Origin of the sequence: Trichocoleus sp. FACHB-591 (genome assembly GCF_014695845.1) — a bacterium.
Taxonomy (GTDB): Bacteria; Cyanobacteriota; Cyanobacteriia; order FACHB-46; family FACHB-46; genus Trichocoleus.
In genome coordinates this window covers 13133-36523 of record NZ_JACJPA010000096.1, presented here as the reverse complement: position 1 = coordinate 36523, position 23391 = coordinate 13133, and the positions used below count along the sequence as shown (strand labels likewise).

Here is a 23391-nt window from a genome sequence, read left to right as displayed (position 1 = left end):
AGATTTCAAGCATTTTTTGAAACTTCTCTCACACTGCTTCAGCAGTTCAAGCTAGCCTATCTCAACCTCAGCCTTGTTAGAGGCAACTTTAAGTTGTCTGACGCTAACAGACTGAGGTTTTTTTATGCTCAGCTATGGATTACCTTAGAGATAACTAGTGCAATCTGGTGCGACATCGCACCCAATCTAGAATCAAGACAAGTTCGCTACCCTACGAGTGTTAGCCCTCAGCGATCGCTGGCAAGCCAAAATCAGCTTACCTAGCATAGGGCGGAGGTTTTTAGCAAGACTCGCTAACATAGGACTGACTTAGGAGAAAGGCAATGGTAAACGTCGGACTTAGCTGGAGCAGCATGGTGGGCATTGCTCTTGCTATCGCTGGAGCAGCGCTTTATTTTCTGCGCTCAGTACGTCCAGGTCTAGCCCGCGATCATGATATTTTCTTTGCCGCCGTGGGGCTCCTTTGCGGTGGTATTCTCTTTTTCCAGGGCTGGCGACAAGACCCAATTCTACAATTTGGTCAGTTTCTATTAGCCGGGACAACCATTTTCTTTGCTGTAGAGAGCATTCGGTTACGGGGTGTTGCGACTGAGCAAGCGAAACGCAGTACTCCGATTGTGGATGATGAGCGACCCGTGAGTCGGGTGTATCAAGCTGAGTTGGATGACGTAACGCAATTCGACGAAGAGTGGGCCAATCGTCGGCGCATTCGCGGCTCCAGAGACAGCTATGCGACTCGTGAAGATGAGTACGAAGATGATTTGCCTCGTCGTCAACCCATTCGTCCTAGCCGAGATGAGAGACTGGGTCCCGGAGAGCGTTCCCGAAGACCTCGCCCTCGTCCAGAAAGCCGACCCGTTGAAGACAACGACATTGCAGACGCTTCAGTAGATTTGGACGATCGCCCTGCTAGAAGGCCAACGCGCCCCAACAGCAACGGCTCCTCCCGTCCTGCCAATCGGGATACCAATGGAGGGCCAAAAACTCGTAGACCTCGTCCTCCGCAAAACTCGGGTGCTTCAAGACGCTCGAACGTAGATGCGGAGCCGAGCGATTATGTAGATTACCAACCCATTAACTTCCCAGATGATGAGGGAGATAACTCCTCCAACTTCGATTAAGCGACAGGGTTTTCCATTCCTGAATTAAATCTAATCAACCAGCCGTGAAGCGGGAGCCGTCACCATACTGCTCCCGCTTCACGCTATTTTGGTTACTACTGAACATTTTTAAGCGTTTCTTCAGGAGGAAGCAGCGGTGCCATTTCAGCGGCGATCGACAGGGGCAACCAAGCCATATTGGGCAGTACCTTGGCTGGCTCAACTGAGTGAGCGCAACCCCCTGACAATGTCTCGCTGGGTACTGCTATGGATGACAGTGGGTGCGGCTGGGGGCCTCTTTGCGGCACTCTACTGGAATGTTTTAGAACTCCTGACCCATGCCCTAGAGGTCTTCACAGGTCCCGTGCTTCTGTTCATCATGCCTCTGGCGGGTTTGCTAATTGGTTTGGTGATTTACTGGCTAGGGAATCCAGGTGAAATTGCTGTGATTGTGGACAATATTCACTTTCAAGGCGGACGCCTAGATATGCGCCGTAATCCTGCCATGATTTTGTCTTCTCTTTTAAGCATTGCCAGCGGGGGGAGTGCGGGGCCAGAGGCTCCGCTAGTGCAAGTAACTGGGTCAGTCGGGACGTGGCTGGGCGATCGCTGGCAGCTACAAGGCGAAAACCTTCGCACCATGAGCTTAGTTGGCATGGCCTCTGGCTTTACTGCTTTATTCGGTGCGCCTTTGGGTGGTGCCATGTTTGCCCTAGAAATCTTGCACCATCAGCACGTGGCGGAGTATTACGAAGCGGTTTTACCAGCGATCGTGGCTAGTTGCGCTAGCTACATTGTGTTTGCCGGGATCACCCATCTAGGCTTGGCTCCAACTTGGGAGTTTCCCCAGTACAACTTGGACCAAATTGACGATTTTGCTTTAGCCATTTTGTATGGCGCTATTGGCGCAGCAGCGGGATGGCTGCTAATCACCATTTTTCGGCTGTGTGACCAGTTCTTTGCCCGCTTAGGAGGACCGATCTACGTCCGCACGACTATTGCAGGTTTGGGACTGGGTGCGATCGCCACTTTGTTTCCCCTCACCCGCTTCTTTGGCCACCACGAACTCAGTGTCGTCATCACCACTGAATTCACCGCGACAGCACTCTTAGCCTTAGCCTGCGCCAAAATGGCCGCTATTAGCATTACAGTCACAGGAGGCTGGCGGGGCGGCTTCATTATCCCTATTTTCTTTACGGGCACCTGTATTGGCAAAGCGATCGCCTTGTTAGTTCCAGGTGTCAATCCAGTTTTAGCCATGATTTGTACGATGGCAGGCATGAATGCAGCTGTCACTCGCACCCCGGTCAGTACTGCGATCTTGTTGGCAAAATTAACCGGAGTTAGCACCTTGACCCCGGTGTTATTTGCTAGTCTGATCGGCTTTTTCTTGGCTCCTAAGGTTCCTTTGATTGCCTCACAACTCAAAACCAATCGTGAGGAGTTAGCTCATCCCTAAGCGGTTCCTCAGGACAGACAGAACAAGGAAGTCGCGATCATCTCAAGCCTAACCAAGTCCAAAAATCTTGATGCGTAAAAAACTCCAAAATTAGTAAGGCGACAAAGCCGATCATGGCAAATCGCCCGTTGATTTGCTCCGCATAGAAGGTCCAACCGAAGGCAGGCTCAAAGCGGTTATCAGCGTCTAGGGTGGGTTGGGGGGCAGTGGTCTGGGGGGGAGTAGAAGTTGTTTCGTTCATAGCAAAAATGTGATGAATCAGCAAATTAGGGCTGGGAATTAGCCTGCTTTGACTCTACCGCTAAATTTTGCACTGACTCAATCAGCGATCGCACTTGAGGAGCCCCAGCAGAAGCGTGGAACGTAAAGGGGAACTTGCCTCGCTGCACCATCCGCAAACCCAGTTTCCCCATCGTGACTAAACCTTGGAGATCCCGGAAGGAGTTGGTTACGACCCGCAGACCAAATTGGCGCTCATCTACCCAGCCTCCTTGCTTCACCAAATCAACCAAGGTGCGACGGTGCCGAATCGGGCGGCTATCTGCTACAGAAGGGTTGGCTAGAATTTCTCGCTTGATGTTCCCAATTTGATCCATTGGAGCCACGTCCATCGGGCAAACCGAGTTGCAGAAAAAGCAGCGAGTACAGCCCCACACGCCCTCTGTCCCCTGATTGTATTGTTCAAGGCGCTCAGCGGTCTTGTCGTCGCGAGAGTCTGCCAGGGTGCGGTATGCCTTGGCTAAGGCGTGGGGGCCAACAAAATCAGGATTGACGGTGCGGGCATTGCATTCGGAATAACAAGCCCCACAGAGGATACAGTTGCCCGTTTGGTCGAGGCGCGATCGCTCAGCCGGGGTTTGCAAAAACTCCCGTTCTGGGACTTGCCGAGCCGCAGTACTGACGTAGGGATCAACAGCTTTTAGGTTGCTCCAAAAGCTCTGCATATCGACCACTAAATCTTTCACCACAGGCATGTTGCCCATCGGCGCGATCGTAATTTCTGGCAAACTCTCAGCAGGCTGGGAGTTTAATGCTGCTGTGCTGGCAATTTGTTGCAGTCGAGCTAATTCATGACCCACATTTTCTTTACAAGCCAACGCCGAACGGCCATTAATTCGCATTGAGCAACTACCACAAATTGTATTGCGACAGTTTTTCCGAAAAGCTAAACTACCGTCTTGCTCCCATTTGATGCGATTTAAGCAATCAAGAATTGTCATGCCAGGATCAACATCAAGAGTGTAAGTCTGCACCCAAGCTGGAGCATTTTGGCTCTGTCGGTCTACTTTAAAGAGAACTTGCATGCTTAAAACCGAAGCCTTGAAATTTGCAGGGTAAAGTAAGAAATCACTGAAATTTAGAGTTTGGGCAAGAAGATTTCCGCCTGCTTCGTCACTTGCAGTTCACTACTTTGTTGATGAGTAGCTTTCCTGCCCTAACTCTAGTTTAATCCTGAACTTCTCTAACCTAGGCGACCCCAACAGTGCTTTACCAGCATCATGATCCGTAGAGTACCCTTACCTTTGCAATTTCTGCTCTAGGCGATGTGCATTCGACATTGCAAAGATAAAATTTTCCTGAGAAAACATAGTTTAGAAGTTTGTGACGAACTGTCCTTTCCTGCTAATTAGAGCGACTAGTGAGCTTTCCAGAGGAGAAGCAGGAGTCGGGATCATAACTTGTATAAACACTTCTCAGGTTGACAGCTCATTGAAATCGTGCATCCAATTATAAAATCTTCTAAAATACTCGTCATCGGAAATTTTGGCTGAGCAAAGGTTAAGCATTGACACAAAAATCTGTAAAGCGAACCTCCAAATATTAGTGATAAAACTAATTAGTAAAAGTCTTGTCAAAACATATAGATTAGAGGATATATTTTTTATAAAGCCACACACTGGCATTTCTTATTTACCCTCCTAGAGAGCAAAGGATATTTTGCAAAGTGATGACTGAAACTGAAACGCCAACAGCCCCATTGACGGGCAAAGCGCTACTGCAAAAAGTAAAAGAACTTTCTCACTTACCTCGGCGGGAAACGGCAAAGCGCTGCGGTTACTACACGGTCACAAAAAATGACCAGACTCGGGTTAATTTGACTGATTTCTATGATGCACTTCTGGCTGCTAGGGGTATTCCTTTAAGCCCTGAAGGTTCTAAGGATGGCCGTGGTAGAGAACCGACCTATCGCGTTAGTGTGCACAAAAATGGCCAAATTGTCATTGGTGCAACTTACACCCAGGCAATGGGATTAAAGCCAGGTGATGAGTTTGAAATCAAACTTGGTTACAAACACATTCATCTGATTCAGGTAGATGCCGATCGCAATGGTGGTAGGGCAGTCGATGATGATGAGCTAGACGAGGAATAAATACTTCTTCTAGTTTGCTTCAGGCATGAAGACAATTAATAGAGCGATCGCGGGAGTTAACAGGTAAATTTCTGCTTAACCCTGTCTGAGGTGTCAATTAATCAATGACATGAAGCCACTCAGACTTGGGGTTGCGGATCGAGAAACGTCAGGATTGGTAGTGCACAAGTCATTAAATTTAAGATTTCTGCCAATCTGTTAGCTTCATGAGCTTAAAAAATACATCTTTTTAACGATGGATTGAGACATTTACCTGTCATGCCCTTGCTCCTCACTAACGCTGAACTCCCAAGTTCTATTGTTTCTCTTCGTCGTGCCCTCTAGTTATGTTAGATCAAGCAACTCACCTGATGATTTCGTCTTTTATAGAAGCATCAGCAATCATTAAGGCAGTTGTTTTTTTTATCGTTTGGGTCGTGGTTTGGTTGCCCTTGGGAATTCCGCTAGCGATCGCGCTCAAGTGGCAACCTCCTCAACCCATTACTCCCTCACAAAAATTACCTTTACTCGCTCCCCTTTATTTAATTGCCCCTCTAATTCTCTGGGGGTTTGCTCGAATTCAAGGGGTGCCTTTCTCAGGTTATGGCTTAAATAGAACGGCTGCTTTCTTCGGCTCTTTAGGATTGGGGCTGATTTTAGGTGTTTTAGGCTTAGCAGTCTTGTTCGGATTCCAAGTAGCTTTAGGTTGGATTCAGTGGCCGCTATCCTCTCAAATTTCACGACAAAATTCTGTTTCTGAAGCTGGCAAAACTAGCAGCTGGAGTTGGCGCATCTGGCTACCAACGCTGGTATTAGGAATTTGGGTGAGTGTGACTGAAGAACTAATTTTTCGCGGGTTTCTTCTGAATCAATTGCAGCAAGACTACTCGCTTTGGCTGGCAGGCGCGATCGCTAGTGGCATTTTTGCGGTCCTGCACTTGGTTTGGGAAGGGCCTGAGAATATTCCCCAATTACCCGGACTTTGGCTCATGGGCATGGTGCTGGTACTGGCCCGCCAAGTGGATGGTGGCAGTTTGGGGCTCGCTTGTGGCTTACATGCTGGGTGGATTTGGGGCATTGCGAGCTTAGATGCGGCTCAGGCGATCGCTTATACAGGTAAGGGGCCAACCTGGATGACTGGGTTAGGCCAGCAGCCACTGGCAGGAGTGATGGGTCTATTGTTTCTGGTTGGAACTGGGGTAGGGCTTTGGTGGTTGGGTGCTGGAGGCTTCATTGCCAACCGCTACTAAGCAATGCGACTGACAGTGATTAAGGTGACTGGGTTGAGAGGGGCGAAGCGGGTGAGAGGACCGACGGGGACTGACCGCGAGAGTTGGACTTGTAGTAGATGATGCTGCCAAGCTGGCGGTTGAGTTGGGGCGTTTTGCTGCTCTAGCCAAGCCAGGGCTTGAGTCAAGTGCTCCAGGGTGGCTAAGGCTAGAACCAAAACGCCTTGAGGCACTAAACGGGCTGCACAGGCATCTAGAATTTGGCTCAAGTTGCCGCCACTGCCACCGATAAAGATGCGATCGGGAGCGGGGAGTGCATGCAATGCTGCGGGAGCAGGGCCGTGAATAACAGCGATATTTTCTAACTGAAAGCGATCGCGGTTTTGTTGCACTAGGCTAATTCCGATCGCAGTTTTTTCGATAGCGTAAATTTGAGCATCTGGGATGAGACGGGCGATCTCAATGGAGACAGAGCCTGTGCCTGCCCCAATATCCCAAATCACTTGTCCGGGTTGGAGGGCCAGTTCTGCGAGCACTAAAGTCCGCACCTCGCGCTTAGTCATGAGGTTGGGGCGATCACTAAAGCTGATAAATGCTGAATCTGGCAGGCCGAGCAGAGGTAAAGTTTTGAGGTCTAAAGGTTCTGTATGGCTTCCGGAGCGCAGCAAAATTACGACATTCAGGGGAGCAAAGGCTTCCAATCGCAACGCTTCTGGAGACCAGGCTTGCACTCGTTCTTCAAGGCTACCTAAGTTCTCACACACCCAAACTTGATAGCGCTGGGGCAGGTCGAGGCTTTGCAGCAGCTGGGCAATCGCGACGGGTGAATGAGTGTTGTCTGTTAAGACAGCAATTTTGGCTACGCCTTGTTGAATGGCTTGAGTTAGCTCCTCTAAGGAACGTCCGTGGGCGCTAATAATGCGAGCATCCTGCCAGGGAATTTTGATGCGATTAAAGGCAAGTTGGACAGAGCTGAGATGCGGATGAAACGTTAATTGCTCGGCTGGCAATTCAGCTAGCAGCAACCGCCCTAAACCAAAAAAGAGGGGATCACCTGAAGCCAAGACCACAATTCCAGGAAGAGGCGTTGCGGTTGCAGTTGCTGCTAAATGTTGGCGGATTGTGGCGATCGCTTGGGTAAAATCTCCCAGCTTCAGTTTTTCGCCTGAGTGTTCTGGAAAATAACTTAAATGGCGATCGCTTCCGACCAGCAGCGTCGCTTCAGCCACTATTTTCTGAACGGCAGGACTGAGACCAGCGGCTCCATCTAAGCCGATTCCGACTACATGGATGGGAGTCATTGGCTCGTTAATTAATGAGATTGGTTAGTCGAATGAGTCGGCAAGAGGGTGCGATCGCAGTTTGGTTCTAGCGGCTCCATAACGTGGCTTGGTTCTAGCGGTTTAGGCTGTTGCTCCCAAGCCAACACCAGCAAGGCATTTAAGATCGCTGCTGCAACCGGAGAACCACCTTTGCGGCCCTCCACACGAATCTGCGGGATCGGGGTGGCGGCTAGCGCTGCTTTCGACTCCACCACAGAAATAAACCCAACGGGGGCTCCAATCACCAAGGCAGGCGCTAAACCAGCAGTACCTGAGTGCGCCTGTAGCTGCTGACAAAGCGCTAGCAAAGCGGTGGGGGCATTCCCAATCACCACGATCGCCTGGGGAAACCGCTGCAAACATTCAAGCAATCCAGTTTCTGTGCGAGTTTTCCCAGGGGGAGCCTCTGTCACTTGCTCCACCGCACTGATCAATGGATTGCCGAAGGTTTGCGCCACCATATTAGCGACACCCTGTTTCACCATGCCGACATCAGTAATGATCGGGCAGCCCTGTTGAAGAGCCGCGATCGCAGTGGCAATGGCTCCAGGGCTAAACCGGAGCATTTGCTTGAAGTCGAAGTCAGCCGTACTATGAATCACTCGTCGCACGATCGCATATTCAGCCGCGCTAAAGCTGTGATCCCCGATTTCCTGGTCAATCACCGCAAAGCTCTGCTGCATGATGGGATGCATGGGCAAATTCATAGGTAGCTCAGTAAGAGGGCTAAATTACAAGGCTAAATTTCGAGGCTGGGCCAATCCGGTTCTCGATAATAGCGTGTCATGTTATCAAATTTTCGGAGTTCGGCGTGGTAGGCCCACATCTCCTGAGGCACACCTGTGATCCACTGCTGATTCAACTGGGTGAATTGCTCGCTGAGACGATCGCGGTCTAGCTCAGGCGGAATGCTGCCAAAGTAGCCTAGAGTCACATGGGCCGTGAAGTGATATTGCTGCTCGATTCCTAAAGCCATCAAGCCAGGATTTTGGTAGATCGCTCGGCGGAGTTGCAGTAGTTGCTCGTAGGCGACTTCTTCCTTGGGAACCAAGCCGACTCCAATCGCCCGTGGCATCACAATTAAGCCCACCGCTTGTAAGCGTACAGGGTGGGATTGCGGGTGCATCCGTTGGTACTGCTGAAAACTCTGAGCCATGCGATCGCAGAGTTGCTGCTCAAACTCTGGGTTTTTGGCCGCATCACGATAGGCATGATCCCAAATCAGGTCTGCCACGGTGAGGTGGAAGCTGTCCGGCGGTAGAGGCACGAATAGATTAGGATCAAGCTGCTGCTGGAGTTGCGCTTGGAGCGCCTGCAAATTAGCGTAGAAAGCCTGATTTTCAGTTTCTTCGCCCCCTGGCGGGGTGACTATGGTGTAACCCGGAAACGCTACTGCCTGCCGCTCGCCTCCCACTTCTTGCAGTTGGAACTTGGGAGACTCTTGAATATTTTGCAATTGAGATTTATAAGTCTCTGGCAGAGGTAGCCGTAGCACTCGATTCACATAAGTTTGATAATTATCGTCCAACTCTCGATCGCCTCGCGCGTTCAGGTGCTCTGTATGCCAATTTACCTCTATTGGGGAGAAGATGACTTTGCGATCGCAAAAGCTGTTACAACCCTGCGCGATCGCACCCTCGATCCAGATTGGACCAGCTTTAACTTCGACAAGATTTCAGCAGAGCAGAGCAATGCCGTTCTTCAGGCGCTCACGCAAGCAATGACACCCCCGTTTGGGATGGGGAAACGGTTAGTTTGGCTCGAAAACACTACCCTGGGACAGCAATGTCCAGAAACCGTTTTAGCAGAGCTAGAGCGCACTTTGCCTGCCATCCCAGATGCCTCAGTTTTGCTGCTGACAGCCCGCAACAAGCCAGACGGACGGCTCAAGTCCACCAAATTGCTCCAGAAATACGCCGAGATCAAGGAATTCTCGCCAATTCCGCCTTGGAAAACAGATCAACTGCTCCAGCAGATCCGCCAAGTGGCTCAAACAGTAGGGGTGACGCTAACGCAGCCCAGCATGGAGCTCTTGGCAGAGTCGGTCGGTAACAACTCCCGACAACTCTATAGTGAACTAGAAAAATTACGGCTCTATGCGGGCGATCGCTCTCAACCCCTAGAAGCAGAGGTCGTAGCCAGACTAGTCGTGGTTAATACCCAAAATAGTTTGCAACTGGCCGCCGCGATCCGCCAAGGTCAAGTCGGTGAAGCCTTGGAACTCGTGGCAGGTCTCCTCAGTCACAATGAACCAGCGCTGCGGGTTGTAGCGACTTTGATCGGCCAGTTTCGCACTTGGTTGTGGGTCAAATTGATGCAGGAAGCTGGGGAACGCGATGAGCGGGCGATCGCTCAAGCCGCCGAAGTCAGCAATCCCAAACGGATTTATTTTCTCCAACAAGAAGTGCGCAGCCTGTCCTCTCAGCAACTCCAGCAAACATTGCCCCTATTGTTGGAACTAGAACTGAGCCTTAAGCAAGGCGCAGAAGAGCTTGCCACTCTACAAACTAAAGTGGTTGAACTTTGTCAAATCTACCAGCGCTAAGCGATGCCATCCATTGGGTTTAATTGTCTGGTTTGTGAGGAGGCAACATTGCTCAAATGTCTATCCCACACCTGGAACTTAGCCTATATAAAATAGTTCAACAAGAATAGATTTGGGATTGTTCTAGTTTTTGTTCTGTCACATCGGATTATGATGAACTCTTGCCGTTCCCTCGTGCCATTTCACCCTCAAATGCTTCGTACCTTGACTGCTAAACTGCAACAGCCTCGGATGCAACTGGTTTCACAGTCCTTCGCGATTGGTTTCTTAGCCGCTGTTGGCCTTGCTTCTGGCTGGGTTCCTAGCTTATCAGAGCGCTCTCCAGAGCAAATGTTTAGTACGGCTGCTGTGGCTCAAGCGGCACCCAGTGCAGCAGAACTCAAAAGTTACGCTCGCGCTGTGTTGGCGGTAGAAGAAGTGCGCCAGGTCTCTTACAGAGACATTAAAAAACTTGTCGGCTCTAGCGGCATTCCGGCGATCGCTTGTCATAGACCCAAGAGCTTACAAGGATTGCCCCAAAACGTTCGCGGAATTGCAGTTGAGTACTGCAACAAATCTAAAAAAATTGTTGAGAGCAACGGCCTGACGATCGACAAATTCAACGCCATTACCGTGAATGTTCAGAGTGATCCAAATCTAGAGAAGCGAGTTCAAGCGGAGTTATTGGAGCTACAAAAGCCATCTAGATAAATTTTGAGCAGCAACAAAACTCACCTCTGCTGCATGACTTCAGAACGGCAAATGTTCACCCAGTTGATGGTTTAGATGTAGCGCCGAAGATGAACAATCTTTAGAGAGGGGATCGAGGCTGGCCTGAAGTCCGATCCCCTCCCAGCCAAAATTTAGCCCTTCCACCTGCTTCAGAAATCCTTAAGATAAACCTGGTTGATAACTGCATCAATTTGAGACTTAAAATGCTGTTCTCTGTCATAGAGGCGGCATTTTTTGATCAGTCAGAATGTCGATTAACCAGATCTCGATTGACTTTGTACCACCCCGAAAAAATGAGGGCAACGGCTCAAAGCAATCAACCTAGCGGTTTATAGTAAGCAGGAGTGAGGTTGATCTCCTGGAAACACTGTTCTGAGTCATGCTGACATTGACCCACCGTTTATCTGCTGATGTTGCGATCGCCGTTGATCTCACCCTAGCGCTCACCGCAGAGGAGCGTGCCCGCAGCCGCTATCAACTTGCTACAGAAGCGGGGCAGAGCGTGCGATTGCAGTTGCCGCGCGGCACAGTGCTACATCATGGAGATCTGCTGCAAGCCGAAACCGGGGATGTCTTGGTGCGGATTGCCGCTAAGCCTGAACCCGTCTTGACTGTGAAAGCGCAGACCTCTCTGGAGCTTTTGCGAGCAGCCTACCACCTAGGGAATCGTCATGTCGCTTTAGAGATCACGACGGATTATCTGCGTCTCTCTCCCGATCCAGTCCTCCAATCGATGCTAGAGCATCTGGGATTACAGGTAAGCGCAGAAATCGCAGCCTTTCAACCAGAAGTTGGCGCTTATGGGCACAGTGGACCTAGCCATGCCCATTAGTCTGCAACCTCAAGCACTACTGAGTTTGCTCCAACTAGCTAGTTCTGCTTTACCTGTAGGAGCCTACAGTTACTCAGAAGGTCTGGAAGCACTCGTAGAAGTAGGCATCATTAAAGACAAACTGAGTCTAGAACACTGGCTTCAACAAGAATTGCAAATGGGTGCCATTCGACTCGAAGCAGCAATCATGCTCCGCGCCTATCAGGCCACCCAAGCTGGCGATCGCCCTGCTCTGCGTCATTGGAACGCTTGGCTCTCAGCCACCAGAGAAACAGAAGAGCTGCGCCAACAAAGCTGGCAGATGGGCTACTCTTTAGGCCGCTTACTTCAAGAACTCCAGCCAGACTTAGCACCTGTAATTCAGGCCTGTGGCGAACCTTGTAATTTCGCGATCGCCTTTGGAATTGCCGCTGCCAGTTGGCAGATTGACCCCGAAGCAGCAATTTTAGGCTATCTCCACAGTTGGGCTACCAACCTGATGAATGCAGGCGTCAAACTAATTCCCTTAGGACAAACGGCGGGTCAGCGACTTTTAGTGGAGCTACAGAGTTGTTTGAGTGATGCCACAGGGGCAATTTTAGTCTTGAAGGATGAGGATTTATGCAGTTGTGGCTGGGGCCTAGCGATCGCCAGCATGGCACATGAAGTGCAGTACAGCCGTCTCTTTCGCAGCTAAAAGTTTGTCCAAGGGCCAACTTGGTTGTAATCAGTAATTTTCAGGGATCACTAGTAACGATTAGCTAAGACTAGGTACAAATTCAACAAGATTAGGAATTACTAAGTGGATATGAGCTGATGTAGCTGTCTGCTGGGGCTAACGCTGCCGACTCTCCTCAACTCTGTAGGACGACAAGGTAGGAGCTATGGATCTGCACAAACTTTCCTATTTGAAACAATGGGCGATCCGTTATCGAGGCATCCTGGGACTCCTCTTTTTGGTGATTGCGGGCTACCTCGGCAACTATTGGCGGTGGTCTTTTTTCTTCAATATCGACTTTTTGTTTGGCAGCATTGCCACTTGGATAGTCGTTTGTCTATATGGCACCATCTGGGGCACCGTTGCCGCTTTTGTGGCTAGTCTTTGCACCTATATCCTTTGGCACCATCCCTATTCCATCGTCACGTTTACTGCTGAAGCTTTATTTGTAGGTATCTTCTTTCATCGACGGCGACAAAACATTGTCTTACTGGACGCTCTCTTCTGGATGCTGATTGGCATGCCGTTGGTTTGGTTGTTTTACGGCAACCTCTTACAGTTGGATGCCATTCAAACCACCATCATTCTGCTGAAGCAGCCCGCCAATGGTATTTTCAATGCCTTAATTGCCAACTTGATCCTGACTCACTTACCAATTCATCGCTGGGTCGGTCGCCCCCAAGCCATTAGCACCCTCTCTCTCCAACAAACCCTCCTCAACTTATTAGTTGCCTTCGTTTTCTTCCCCACCCTGATGCTGATGGTTCTAGATGGCCGCCAAGTCATGGATAACATCAGAACCTCATCTGCTGCGGAATTAAGCGTTGCTTCTACTAATCTGGTGGTTGAGGTCCGAGCTTGGTACAACCAGCGCCTCACCGCGGTGACACAGCTAGCCCAACTGGCCGCCCGCACTCCTTTTGACGCTACGACTCCAGCTTTGCGGCAAAGCTTGGAACTCACGCAAGATATTTTCCCTGACTTTGTTAATTTGTCGCTAGTAGATCGGACAGGCATACCGATTCTGAGCACGCTCAGCGCTACAGCTCAAGTAGACACCACCTATTCTGCTCTGCCCCCCACGCTGTCGCTCAGCCAGCTTCAGGCTACATCTCAGCCTCAGCTTTTCACCCTTAGCGATCAGCAACAAACCCCTGGCAGCATTCACCTTTGGCTCTGTGCTCCCATTCAGCAGCGTGGCGTTCTCTCTGGGTTTGTCCTGGGTGAAATTGATGCTAACACTGGGGTGGGTGCCATGATTCGATCGCATGTGACCGAGCAAGGGCTCCAGGTGACCTTAGTGGATGCGGCTCAGAGCGTGGTTGCTAGCACGGATACCAGTCGAGTCGCCACACCACAGTTCAATCGGAAGCAGCAAGGAGAAGTGCAAGCGATTGGGCCTAGAACCTACCAGTGGTTTCCTGTCCTTGGCAGTCCTTTAGTCATGGTGCGGTGGAGCAATTCGTTCTTTGTGCAAGAAACTCCGATCGCCCTCCAACTGCCTTGGACCTTGATTGTAGAACTACCTGCTAAACCTCAAGTTCACCGGATTGAGCAAGTCCATACCCAAAATTTGACCATCTTATTACTCATTTCCGGAACAGGCTTAATCTTTGCCACCTTGATCAGTCAGAGCTTAATCAATCCCCTCTCAAAACTTGCTGACGTTACAACCAATTTGCCTTACAGGTTGCTGGAGAGTGAGTTGACTCGGTGGCCGCGTAGCTCTGTAACCGAGTTAGATTCGCTGGTGCAAAATTTTCAGTCGATGGCGGCGAGCCTCACTCAAAAATTTTGGGAAATCAAAAGCGCCAATGAACTGCTAGAGCAGCGAGTGCAGGAGCGTACCCAGCAACTCGTCGCCATTAACACTGAACTGGCGGAAGAAATTAGTGAACGCCGCAAAGCTGAAAAGGAACTGGGAACACTGGTAGCGAAGTTAGAGCAAAGCAACCGAGAGCTGCAAGATTTTGCCTCTGTCGCTTCCCATGACCTCCAAGAGCCACTCCGCAAAATCCAAGCGTTTGGCGATCGCTTGAAGCTGAAATGTGCTGATTCTCTGCCTCCCGAAGGTAAAGACTATCTAGAGCGAATGCAAAATGCGGCTCAGCGGATGCAAACGCTGATCAACGATTTGTTAGCCTTCTCACGAGTGACGACTAAAGCCCAGCCTTTCATTCCTGTAGACCTCGGCACCATCGTCCAAGAAGTTTTATCTGATATCGAAGTACAGATCCAGCGAGTTGGCGGATGTATCGAAGTTGACTATTTACCGACGATAGAAGCTGATCCCTTGCAGATGCGGCAATTATTCCAAAATCTGATTAGTAACGCCCTGAAGTTTCATCAAAGCGATCGCCGTCCGATTGTCAGCATTTCAGCTCAGCTCCTAGAGGCTGCCGACTCACCAACCCCGCTTCAGGCTCCTAATAGTCGGCTCTGTCAAATTTTCGTCACAGATAATGGCATTGGGTTTGATGAAAAGTACCTCGATCGCATCTTTACTGTGTTTCAGCGACTGCATAGCCGCAGCGACTATGAAGGTACCGGGGTGGGACTCGCCATTTGTCGCAAAATTGCTGAACGCCACCGAGGTAGTATCACGGCTAAAAGTAGCCTGGGCCAAGGCACCACCTTTATTGTCACCCTCCCGATTCAACAAACTCTATGAAGCAAGGCGCTAGCAATCTCCCCGGTAAACCCATCACCATCTTGATGGCCGACGATGACGAAGACGATCGCATGCTGGCGCGTGAAGCCCTAGAAGAATGTCGCCTCGCAAATAATCTCCATTTTGTTCAAGACGGAGAAGAACTACTAGACTATCTTTACCATCGGGGTAAGTTTGACTCCCAAACTCAGTCGCCGCGTCCGGGTTTAATTTTGCTAGACCTCAACATGCCGCGCAAAGATGGTCGGGAAGCGTTGCAAGAGATTAAAGCTGATCCAGAACTGCGCCAAATCCCCGTTGTAGTTCTCACGACCTCTCAAGCCGAGGAAGATATTTATCGCACCTATGATTTAGGAGCCAACTCTTACATTACTAAGCCTGTTACTTTTGAGTCGTTGGTAGAAGTGATGAAAATTCTGGGCCGATATTGGTTTGAAATTGTCGAGTTGCCCTCAGAAGACTAAGCTGCACCAGCTAGGATTGGGCAACAGCGTTAGCTAGAGGGCTTCGGTACTGCTTCTGGGTTGACTCGTAGCGCTTCTGGATTGATTCCAGGTAACGCTAAATTTGCCGATCGGCACAAGGCTGGATCGCGGTGGGTGTTTTGTCCCAACTCCGAAGTTAGGCATTCACAACTTTCAGACCACTGCTGCTCTGTCAAAATCAGTTTCTCTACAACTGCCTCCGTCAGGGGTTGGAAGAAGAAATAACCTTGGCCGTATTCACATTCCAAAGCCCGCAGTTGCGTCAGTTGTTCGGCGGTTTCCACTCCTTCCGCCGTCACATGGATACCCAGGTTATGCGCCAGGGTCACGATCGCCCGCACAATTTCGGCACTTTCATCATCGGCGCCCAGGCGCTTCACAAAAGAGCGGTCGATTTTGAGTTGATCAATGGGGAAGCGATGCAGATAGCTCAGCGATGAGTAGCCAGTGCCAAAGTCATCAATGTGTAGTTGCACACCCAAGGCTTTGAGCCTCAGCAGCATTTTAGTGGCAGATTCAGCGTTCTCCATCATCACGCTTTCCGTAATTTCCAGCTTCAAACTCCGCGCATCCAAAGCGGTGGCTTGCAAAATCTGCTCAATTTGCCCAATCAAGTCGGGCTGCGAAAATTGCTTTCCAGACAAATTCACGCTCATGGTGAGAGGGAAACTGGTAGAGAACTGTTTTTGCCACTTTTGTGCTTGCTGACAAGCTTCACGCAACACCCAAAGCCCCACGGGAACGATCAATCCTGTTTCTTCGGCTACCGGAATAAATTCGGCGGGCGACATTAAACCGCGCTCTGGATGCTGCCAGCGAATCAAGGCTTCAAAGCCATGAATTCTACCCGTGGTGAGCGACACAATGGGTTGGTAATGCAGCCGCAATTCTTGCCGCTCGATCGCCCGGCGCAAATCGGTTTCTAGATGGAGCAACTCTACAGCTCGCAAGTGCATGGTGCGATCGAATACTTTGTGGCAGGCGCGGCCCAGAGATTTAGCCCGATACATGGCAGTGTCGGCGTCTCGCAGCAAATCTTCCGGCCAGTCATACCCAGTTTCACTTAAAGCAATGCCAATACTGACTGAGGTGAAAACTTCCTGGCCTTGCAGATTGAAGGGAGATTGGAGGGCGTGATGAATGCGGTTGGCAATCCGAGTTGCGTCATCGAGATCGCTAATATCGTCTAGCAGAATGGTGAACTCGTCTCCACCCAAGCGAGCCACGGTATCTCCTCCCCGCAGACAAGCCTCCAGACGACGAGCGATCGAAATCAACAGTTGGTCGCCAATCATGTGGCCCAAGCTGTCATTAATTACCTTAAAGCGGTCTAGATCTAGGAAGAGGACAGCAAACAAGTTATTCCCTGGCCGCTTCGAGCGCTCGATCGACAGACCCAAGCGATCCATAAACAGGGCGCGGTTGGGAAGCCCTGTCAAGACATCATGGAAGGCGTCATGCAGAAGTTGTTTTTCAACTTGCTTGCGATTGGTGACATCGGTTTGAGACCCCGCCATGCGCGAAATCTTGCCATCGGCATCCCGCACAGCTAGTCCTCGGCTCAGCATCCAACGATAGGAACCATCTTGATGCTGCATCCGATGCTCGCTTTCAAAATGGGGTGACAGCCCTTCTAGGTGCAGATCGATCTGAGCCTTCAAGCGCTCTACATCCTCGGGATGAACTCGATGCAGCCACTCTTCTGGGCAACTGCCAATTTCATCTTCTTGATGACCCAACATCGATTTCCAACGGGGGGAAAAGTAAATTTCATTGGTTTTCAGATTCCAATCCCACAAGCCATCGTTGGCTCCCTGAACTGCCAGGGCATAGCGCTCTTGGCTTTCTCGTAGGGCTGCTTCGGCTTGCTTGCGGCCAGTGACATCATTTTGTAAGCCAATGAAGTTGATCAGTTTGCCATCAGCATCAAACACGGGGTTGATGGTGAGTTCGTTCCAGAAGGGAGTGCCATCTTTGCGGTAGTTCAGCAACACCTGCGTAATGGAGCGATGAGTAGCGATCGCCTGCCGCATCTCATCGACATGAACTGGATTGGTGTCAGCGCCTTGCAAGAACCGACAATTACGGCCCAAGACTTCCTCAGGGGTGTAGCCCGTCATCTTGGTAAATCCGGGATTGGCAAAAATAATTGGGTTTTCGGGCAAGTTGGGGTCTGTAATCACCACCCCAATCGTCATATTGGCGATCGCAGAAGCCAACTGGCTGTTTTCCCGAACAATTGCCTTGAGGGAGGCTTCGGCTTGCTTTGCCTCGGTAATGTCAATGGCCATGCCATCAATACGATCGCCTTGGCTGCCTCCGTCGTAGACTACATGCGCCCGGTCATGAATCCAGCGCACTCCGCCTGTAGGCTGGAGAATTCGGTACTCTAAATTCTTGAAACCCACTTTGAGCAGATGCTCTGATGCGGCTTTGACCTGCTCCAAATCCTCTGGATGCACCACTTCCAGCCACAGCCGGGGATTTTGGTAAAACTCCGCTACAGGACGACCGTAGAGCGCGGCAGCCGCAGGACTAATATAGATGGTTTCAAAGGTTGTAGCCGAAACCGACCAAACTACATCTTCGAGGGAAGCTAAAATTCCTTCCAGACGCGACTCGCTGGCTCGGAGGGCTTCTAGGGTGCGCTTCCGTTCAATCGCGTAACGAATGGCTCGCTCTAATAAAGCAGCATCAATTCGACCTTTCACCAGATAGTCCGCCGCACCAGCTTGCATCGCCGCTACATCAATTTCTTGATCACCTTGTCCGGTGAGCAGGATAATGGGAGCGCGGCAACCTTGAGCGATCGCCGCCTGCAACAGCTCTAGGCCATCATGAAGCCCTAAGCGGTAGTCAATTAAATAAATACTATGCCGATGCTGCCCCATCACAGTCAGCGCCGCTTCATAGGTCTGGACCCATTCCAGGGTAAACTTATCACCCTCAATTTCTGAGAGGAGCGATCGCGTGAGAACGTAGTCGTCCTCGTCATCTTCAACCAACAGCACTTTGATGGGGTACTGATACATATGGTTATCTAATATACAAATTAACCTTATCTTAAAGTTTTGGTCGGTTACCGACATTGCCCAAATTTTGCTCTCATGTACATAAATGTGCCCTGATCTTAAATTTTTGATGCCGGAGGATTGAGATTAGAATTCGTGCTGCAAAATTTAATGCGCCTCAGAAGTTTTTCAGCCATTTCTGACTGGGTGCAGTCACAATTCGCAACGACAGAAAATACTTAGACCAAATATTTAATTTATCTAGAGAATATAATTTTAATCTGGCTAGGAGAATTCCAGATGAGTACACTACGGGTTGGGATCGCAGGTCCGGTAGGCTCTGGCAAAACTGCTTTGGTAGAGACGCTGTGTAAAGCTCTACGTCAGCAATACAATATTGCGGTAGTCACCAACGACATTTACACCCAAGAAGATGCGCAGTTTTTGGTCAAGCATCAGGCGCTAGAGCAAGAGCGCATCATTGGGGTAGAAACTGGAGGGTGCCCTCACACCGCGATTCGAGAAGATGCCTCGATCAACTTAGCGGCGATCGCTCAACTAGAGCAGCGCTTCCAGAGCTTAGATTTACTGTTCGTGGAGAGCGGGGGCGATAATCTCGCGTCTACCTTCAGCCCCGAATTAGTTGATTTCACCATTTACGTAATCGATGTGGCCGCAGGAGACAAGATTCCTCGCAAGGGAGGACCAGGAATCACTAAATCAGATTTATTGGTGATTAACAAAATTGATTTGGCTCCCTTCGTCGGGGCTGACCTAGGCGTCATGGAGCGAGACGCCACAAAAATGCGAGGTCAGAAGCCCTTTGTTTTCACCAATCTGAAAACTCAGACGGGGTTAGAGCAGGTGATTAATTTTATTACAGAGAATATGTAGAAGTATGTAGAGTTTGGCGATCGCTTTGAACTTTCCATCATGGGGGTATTTTGACTCAACCCACGCAAAGATTAGGGTTTGAGACTAAGAACATTTATTGCCATCGGAATTTTGTATAAGCTAATACAATTAGCCTCAGAAGCTCCGCCATAATATCTCACTTTAATCATGTAACTTCCGACACCGGTTAGCAGATTGAGTGAGGAGAATAATAACAACATGGCAAGGCAGTTTGGGCGGCGCAAGTTTCTGATTTACGGCTCAGCCACTTTTGGTACTAGCATTCTGCTAAAAGCTTGCGCCAACAATCCCACCCCTCAAGCAGGCGAGAGTGCTTCCCCTACGACAGCAGCTTCACCTGCCGCCGCTGGTAGCGGCAACACCATCAAGGTTGGGATTCTCCATTCGCTAAGCGGCACCATGGCCATTAGTGAAAAGAGCGTGGTAGATGCTGAACAATTAGCGATCACAGAAATTAATCAAGCAGGTGGTGTTTTAGGCAAACAAATTGAAGCGATCGTCGAAGATGGTGCTTCTGATTGGCCCACCTTCGCTGAGAAAGCAACTAAACTAATTGACCAAGATAAGGTCGCGACTATCTTTGGCTGCTGGACCTCTGCCAGCCGCAAAGCAGTTTTGCCTGTCTTTGAGCAGAAGAATCATATGCTCTGGTATCCAGTGCAGTATGAAGGGCAAGAATGTTCCAAAAACATCTTCTACACTGGAGCCGCTCCCAACCAACAAATTGAACCCTCGGTCGATTGGCTGCTGGAAAACAAAGGCAAAGAATTCTTCTTGGTGGGATCTGACTATGTTTTCCCTCGCACCGCCAACACAATTATCAAAGCGCAGCTAGAAGCCAAAGGTGCCAAGGTTGTCGGAGAAGACTACCTGCCTCTAGGTAGCACGGAAGTTACACCGATTATTGCCAAAATCAAGCAGGCATTGCCGAACGGTGGCGTCATCTACAACACGCTGAACGGAGACAGCAACGTGGCCTTCTTCAAGCAGTTGCAGGGCGCAGGGATGGGACCAGACAAATATCCCTCTATGTCCGTCAGTATTGCGGAAGAAGAAGTCAAGGCGATCGGACCGGAATATCTCAAAGGTCATTATGCCGCTTGGAACTATTTCCAAACCGTAGACACTCCTGCCAACAAGAAGTTTGTGGAGGCGTTCAAAGCCAAGTATGGCAGCGATCGCGTCACCAACGACCCGATGGAAGCAGCATACATCATGGTTTACATCTGGAAGCAAGCGGTTGAGAAGGCCGCTACAGCAGATGACATGGAGAAGGTACGGGCTGCTGCGATCGGCCAAACCTTTGATGCTCCCCAAGGACAGGTCAGCTTGGCTGCCAACCATCACTTGTCTAAAGTGGTGCGGATTGGTGAGGTGCGGGACGATGGCCTGTTTGAGATTGTCTCCTCTACTGACAAAGCCGTAGCTCCTGTGCCTTGGAACCAGTATGTAGCTGAAACTAAGGGCTTCGCTTGTGATTGGTCTGACCCAGCCAAGGGTGGCAAGTACAAGACCACCTAGAGATTGAGATTTTAGATAGCACTACGTGCCACTTCGCTAAAGGATTCTGGAGCTGAATTAACCAAGTTCTTCTTCAGAATCCCAGCTCGCAGGAGGGAGAGATTTGCTGACGGGATTGGTAGATGGGATTTTGGGTGGCATTGGCATCGGTTCGGTGTTGTTGCTAGCAGCACTGGGACTCGCCATTGTGTTCGGCCTCATGGGTGTGATCAACATGGCTCACGGGGAATTGATGATGCTGGGGGCTTACACCACCTTTGTGGTTCAGAATGTGTTCAAGAGCCTGGGGGGTGACTGGCTAGAAACTTACATTCTCTTTGCTCTCCCTTTAGCCTTTTTAGTCGCAGCTTTAATGGGACTAATTTTGGAACGAGGGGTGGTGCGGTATTTATATGGCCGTCCTCTGGAAACTTTGCTGGCTACCTGGGGCGTGAGCCTGATCTTGCAGCAGTTTGTGCGGAGCGTGAATTGGGTGCTGGTGATTGGTCTAACCCTCTTTTGCCTCTTCTTTTTCGGTGGAATGTGGCTGCTGTCTCGTCGTGCTGATTGGCACCGTCTGCGGGGTTGGGCGATCGCGCTACTGTTGCCGATTTCGTTTGGCATTGCGGCGGTCACAGGCAATATCCTCAGCCAAACTTATAAGCTGGCCGTGACTAAACCTTGGTTTGGGGCACAAAACGTAGATGTCACCGCGCCTAAGTGGCTTCGCAGTGGTTTCTCGTTGGGGAGCTTTCAAGTGTCCTCGGTGCGTCTCTTTATTGTGGCCTTGACTATTTTCTGCGTCGTTGCCATTTATCTATTCTTGCAGCGATCGCCTTGGGGGCTGCGGATTCGAGCCGTGACGCAGAACCGTAGCATGAGTGCTTGCTTGGGCATTCCCACTCAGAAAGTAGATGCGCTCACCTTTGCGCTGGGGTCTGGGCTAGCAGGTGTGGCGGGCTGTGCCCTGAGCTTACTTGGTTCTGTGGGTCCTAACACTGGACAGAATTACATTGTGGATACGTTCATGGTCGTCGTAGTAGGTGGTGTTGGCAAGTTGGTCGGCAGCATTGTGGCGGCAATGGCGATCGGCACCTTAACTTATCTGATCGGCTCCGATGCATTTCGTCCTTTGTTGACAGCGGTGCCCCCATTGGCTGACTTTTTCACTTTCTTCTCTAGCACCAGCATGGCCAAGGTGATGGTTTTTGCGCTAATTGTGGTGTTTCTGCAAGTGCGTCCAGCAGGTCTGTTTCCACAGAAGGGACGAACGGTGGACGCATAAGGAGGAAGGATGAGGGAGGAGGGATGAAGGAAATGGCCCCCTCAATCGCGGATTGATATGAGGCAAGAGGGAGAACGGTGGAGACAGCAATTGGGAATCGAGGGATAGATTGGCGCAGGCATCGCAAGCTGTTGATGGAAATCGGCATTGTGGGTGCGATCGCGCTGGGCCTGATTTTGGTGATGCCGCTTTTACTGACTGGTTTCCGGTTGAATTTGTTAGGGCGATTTTTAGCACTAGCGATCGCAGCTTTAGGCATTGACTTGATCTGGGGCTACACAGGTCTGCTGAGCTTGGGGCATGGAGTATTTTTTGCTTTAGGTGGCTATGCCTTAGCCATGCACTTAAAGTTGCAAATTCCACCCGATGCCAGCATCCAGTTACCGGAATTCATGAGCTTGTATGGCGTCACCAAGCTTCCTGTGTTTTGGCAACCCTTTTATTCATTTCCCTTTACAGCATTCGCGATCGTGCTGATTCCGGGGTTGCTGGCAGCGGTACTGGGATATTTGGTTTTTCGCAATCGGATTCGGGGTGTCTACTTCTCGATCCTCACCCAGGCCGCTACGATCATCTTTTTCAATCTCTTTAACGGTCAGCAGAAATTTATTAATGGCACCAATGGCCTCACAGACTTCCGCACTTTGTTTGGAGCTACAGTCAGCGCTCCACAAACTCAGTTTGTCTTCTACGTCCTGACGGTTCTCCTATTGGTGACCGCTTACGCCCTCTGCCGTTGGCTCACTACAGGTCGCTTCGGTAACTTGTTGGTGGCGATTCGAGATGACGAGAGCCGGGTGCGCTTCTCTGGCTATGATCCCACCGGATTCAAAGTTCTGGTTTTTGCAGTTTCCGCAGGTCTGGCAGGCTTGGCGGGAGCTATGTTTACCCTGCAAACGGGCATCATCTCCCCGAAAGCAATGGATATTGCCTTCTCGATTGAGATGGTGATTTGGGTTGCCGTAGGAGGACGCGCTTCTCTAGTCGGTGCTGTACTGGGTGCTCTCCTCGTTAACTATGGCAAAAGCTTATTGAGCGAACGCTTTCCGGATATTTGGCTCTTTTTCCAAGGAGCTTTGTTTCTCCTGGTAGTGATGGTGCTGCCCAACGGTTTGGTCGGCTGGTTGCGCCACCAAGGCATGCAACAACTGCGATCGCTCTTAGGCCGCCGCCCCGCTGTCATGACCTATCCCAGTCTGGAAACCGATCCCGACGTTGAGCAAGAACGTCAAAAGCTTAGCAAACATGATTAGGCGCTATCCATCTAGACCTACCCCCC

The 23391-nt window shown here is 50.3% G+C and carries 20 protein-coding genes; 14 read left to right on the top strand and 6 right to left on the bottom strand.

The window, feature by feature from the left end:
* The first annotated feature begins 323 nt into the window (after positions 1-323).
* Entirely contained in the window at positions 324-1121 is a 798-nt protein-coding gene (locus tag H6F90_RS31590; protein ID WP_190553726.1) for a Ycf66 family protein, read from the top strand.
* A gap of 136 nt (positions 1122-1257) precedes the next feature.
* On the top strand, positions 1258-2559 hold the full coding sequence (locus tag H6F90_RS18215; protein WP_370588045.1) for a chloride channel protein: 1302 nt from the start codon (positions 1258-1260) through the stop codon (positions 2557-2559).
* Between the two features lie 37 nt (positions 2560-2596).
* Here the strand turns inward: H6F90_RS18215 and H6F90_RS18210 are convergent, their stop codons facing one another.
* Together H6F90_RS18210 and H6F90_RS18205 are read right to left on the bottom strand one after the other, a co-directional pair.
* Positions 2597-2800: a chlorophyll a/b-binding protein gene (locus H6F90_RS18210; RefSeq protein WP_190553725.1), complete on the bottom strand. Its 204-nt coding sequence runs from the start codon at positions 2798-2800 to the stop codon at positions 2597-2599.
* 25 nt (positions 2801-2825) lie between these two features.
* The gene (locus H6F90_RS18205) at positions 2826-3863 is read right to left on the bottom strand and encodes a succinate dehydrogenase/fumarate reductase iron-sulfur subunit (protein WP_190553724.1); all 1038 of its coding nucleotides are present in this window, start codon (positions 3861-3863) and stop codon (positions 2826-2828) included.
* Positions 3864-4507: 644 nt separating this feature from the next.
* On the opposite strand from H6F90_RS18205, the gene H6F90_RS18200 reads away from it, so the two are divergent.
* Positions 4508-4930: an AbrB family transcriptional regulator gene (locus tag H6F90_RS18200; RefSeq protein WP_190432641.1), complete on the top strand. Its 423-nt coding sequence runs from the start codon at positions 4508-4510 to the stop codon at positions 4928-4930.
* A 326-nt stretch (positions 4931-5256) separates the two neighbouring features.
* Positions 5257-6159 carry a CPBP family intramembrane glutamic endopeptidase gene (locus tag H6F90_RS18195; protein ID WP_190553723.1) on the top strand — a complete coding sequence of 301 codons (903 nt, stop codon included), beginning with the start codon at positions 5257-5259 and terminating at the stop codon, positions 6157-6159.
* On the opposite strand, the gene cbiE is transcribed toward H6F90_RS18195, so the two are convergent.
* From cbiE to H6F90_RS18180, 3 genes are read right to left on the bottom strand one after another with little or no spacing between them, the layout of a single operon-like run.
* Positions 6156-7439 (bottom strand): precorrin-6y C5,15-methyltransferase (decarboxylating) subunit CbiE, encoded by a 1284-nt coding sequence (cbiE, locus tag H6F90_RS18190; RefSeq protein ID WP_190553722.1) that lies wholly within the window; start codon positions 7437-7439, stop codon positions 6156-6158. The two genes, H6F90_RS18195 and cbiE, sit on opposite strands and share 4 nt — an antisense overlap.
* A gap of 11 nt (positions 7440-7450) precedes the next feature.
* Positions 7451-8167, bottom strand: coding sequence for a cobalt-precorrin-8X methylmutase (locus H6F90_RS18185; protein WP_190553721.1), 717 nt, complete (start codon positions 8165-8167; stop codon positions 7451-7453).
* Positions 8168-8199: 32 nt separating this feature from the next.
* Positions 8200-8988: a DUF1868 domain-containing protein gene (locus H6F90_RS18180; protein WP_190553720.1), complete on the bottom strand. Its 789-nt coding sequence runs from the start codon at positions 8986-8988 to the stop codon at positions 8200-8202.
* A 33-nt stretch (positions 8989-9021) separates the two neighbouring features.
* Here H6F90_RS18180 and holA point away from each other — a divergent pair, with 33 nt between their 5' ends.
* From holA to H6F90_RS18150, 6 genes are all read left to right on the top strand, one after another.
* Positions 9022-10005: a DNA polymerase III subunit delta gene (holA, locus tag H6F90_RS18175; RefSeq protein WP_190553719.1), complete on the top strand. Its 984-nt coding sequence runs from the start codon at positions 9022-9024 to the stop codon at positions 10003-10005.
* A 150-nt stretch (positions 10006-10155) separates the two neighbouring features.
* Entirely contained in the window at positions 10156-10695 is a 540-nt protein-coding gene (locus tag H6F90_RS18170; RefSeq protein WP_199296008.1) for a DUF4168 domain-containing protein, read from the top strand.
* 400 nt (positions 10696-11095) lie between these two features.
* Positions 11096-11548: an urease accessory protein UreE gene (gene ureE, locus H6F90_RS18165; RefSeq protein ID WP_190553718.1), complete on the top strand. Its 453-nt coding sequence runs from the start codon at positions 11096-11098 to the stop codon at positions 11546-11548.
* Positions 11517-12224 (top strand): urease accessory protein UreF, encoded by a 708-nt coding sequence (locus H6F90_RS18160; RefSeq protein ID WP_242024528.1) that lies wholly within the window; start codon positions 11517-11519, stop codon positions 12222-12224. Before ureE ends, H6F90_RS18160 begins: the two co-directional genes overlap by 32 nt.
* 187 nt (positions 12225-12411) lie before the next feature.
* On the top strand, positions 12412-14916 hold the full coding sequence (locus H6F90_RS18155) for an ATP-binding protein (RefSeq protein ID WP_190553717.1): 2505 nt from the start codon (positions 12412-12414) through the stop codon (positions 14914-14916).
* Positions 14913-15380 (top strand): response regulator, encoded by a 468-nt coding sequence (locus H6F90_RS18150; RefSeq protein WP_199296007.1) that lies wholly within the window; start codon positions 14913-14915, stop codon positions 15378-15380. The genes H6F90_RS18155 and H6F90_RS18150 overlap by 4 nt, the downstream gene beginning before the upstream one ends.
* A gap of 29 nt (positions 15381-15409) precedes the next feature.
* Here the strand turns inward: H6F90_RS18150 and H6F90_RS18145 are convergent, their stop codons facing one another.
* On the bottom strand, positions 15410-18433 hold the full coding sequence (locus H6F90_RS18145; protein WP_190553716.1) for an EAL domain-containing protein: 3024 nt from the start codon (positions 18431-18433) through the stop codon (positions 15410-15412).
* Between the two features lie 279 nt (positions 18434-18712).
* On the opposite strand from H6F90_RS18145, the gene ureG reads away from it, so the two are divergent.
* From ureG to urtC, 4 genes are all read left to right on the top strand, one after another.
* Positions 18713-19306, top strand: a complete 594-nt coding sequence (gene ureG / locus H6F90_RS18140) for an urease accessory protein UreG (RefSeq protein ID WP_190553715.1) — start codon at positions 18713-18715, stop codon at positions 19304-19306.
* 219 nt (positions 19307-19525) lie between these two features.
* Positions 19526-20848, top strand: a complete 1323-nt coding sequence (gene urtA / locus H6F90_RS18135) for an urea ABC transporter substrate-binding protein (RefSeq protein WP_190553714.1) — start codon at positions 19526-19528, stop codon at positions 20846-20848.
* Positions 20849-20951: 103 nt separating this feature from the next.
* A complete protein-coding gene (locus H6F90_RS18130; RefSeq protein WP_190553713.1) occupies positions 20952-22112 on the top strand; it encodes a branched-chain amino acid ABC transporter permease in 1161 nt (386 codons plus the stop codon).
* 77 nt (positions 22113-22189) lie between these two features.
* Complete coding sequence (urtC, locus tag H6F90_RS18125) at positions 22190-23365, top strand: urea ABC transporter permease subunit UrtC (RefSeq protein WP_370588044.1); 1176 nt, start codon at positions 22190-22192, stop codon at positions 23363-23365.
* Positions 23366-23391: the final 26 nt, after the last annotated feature.

Bases quoted from the DNA above. Each gene is read 5' to 3' on its own strand.
- H6F90_RS18160 (WP_242024528.1), top strand. From the start codon at position 11,517: ATGGGCACAGTGGACCTAGCCATGCCCATTAGTCTGCAACCTCAAGCA.
- cbiE (WP_190553722.1), bottom strand. From the start codon at position 7,439: ATGACTCCCATCCATGTAGTCGGAATCGGCTTAGATGGAGCCGCTGGT.
- H6F90_RS18170 (WP_199296008.1), top strand. From the start codon at position 10,156: ATGATGAACTCTTGCCGTTCCCTCGTGCCATTTCACCCTCAAATGCTT.
- H6F90_RS18205 (WP_190553724.1), bottom strand. From the start codon at position 3,863: ATGCAAGTTCTCTTTAAAGTAGACCGACAGAGCCAAAATGCTCCAGCT.
- H6F90_RS18200 (WP_190432641.1), top strand. From the start codon at position 4,508: ATGACTGAAACTGAAACGCCAACAGCCCCATTGACGGGCAAAGCGCTA.
- H6F90_RS31590 (WP_190553726.1), top strand. From the start codon at position 324: ATGGTAAACGTCGGACTTAGCTGGAGCAGCATGGTGGGCATTGCTCTT.
- H6F90_RS18155 (WP_190553717.1), top strand. From the start codon at position 12,412: ATGGATCTGCACAAACTTTCCTATTTGAAACAATGGGCGATCCGTTAT.
- H6F90_RS18210 (WP_190553725.1), bottom strand. From the start codon at position 2,800: ATGAACGAAACAACTTCTACTCCCCCCCAGACCACTGCCCCCCAACCC.
- H6F90_RS18145 (WP_190553716.1), bottom strand. From the start codon at position 18,433: ATGTATCAGTACCCCATCAAAGTGCTGTTGGTTGAAGATGACGAGGAC.
- H6F90_RS18195 (WP_190553723.1), top strand. From the start codon at position 5,257: ATGTTAGATCAAGCAACTCACCTGATGATTTCGTCTTTTATAGAAGCA.
- ureG (WP_190553715.1), top strand. From the start codon at position 18,713: ATGAGTACACTACGGGTTGGGATCGCAGGTCCGGTAGGCTCTGGCAAA.
- H6F90_RS18150 (WP_199296007.1), top strand. From the start codon at position 14,913: ATGAAGCAAGGCGCTAGCAATCTCCCCGGTAAACCCATCACCATCTTG.
- holA (WP_190553719.1), top strand. From the start codon at position 9,022: ATGCCAATTTACCTCTATTGGGGAGAAGATGACTTTGCGATCGCAAAA.
- H6F90_RS18185 (WP_190553721.1), bottom strand. From the start codon at position 8,167: ATGAATTTGCCCATGCATCCCATCATGCAGCAGAGCTTTGCGGTGATT.
- urtA (WP_190553714.1), top strand. From the start codon at position 19,526: ATGGCAAGGCAGTTTGGGCGGCGCAAGTTTCTGATTTACGGCTCAGCC.
- ureE (WP_190553718.1), top strand. From the start codon at position 11,096: ATGCTGACATTGACCCACCGTTTATCTGCTGATGTTGCGATCGCCGTT.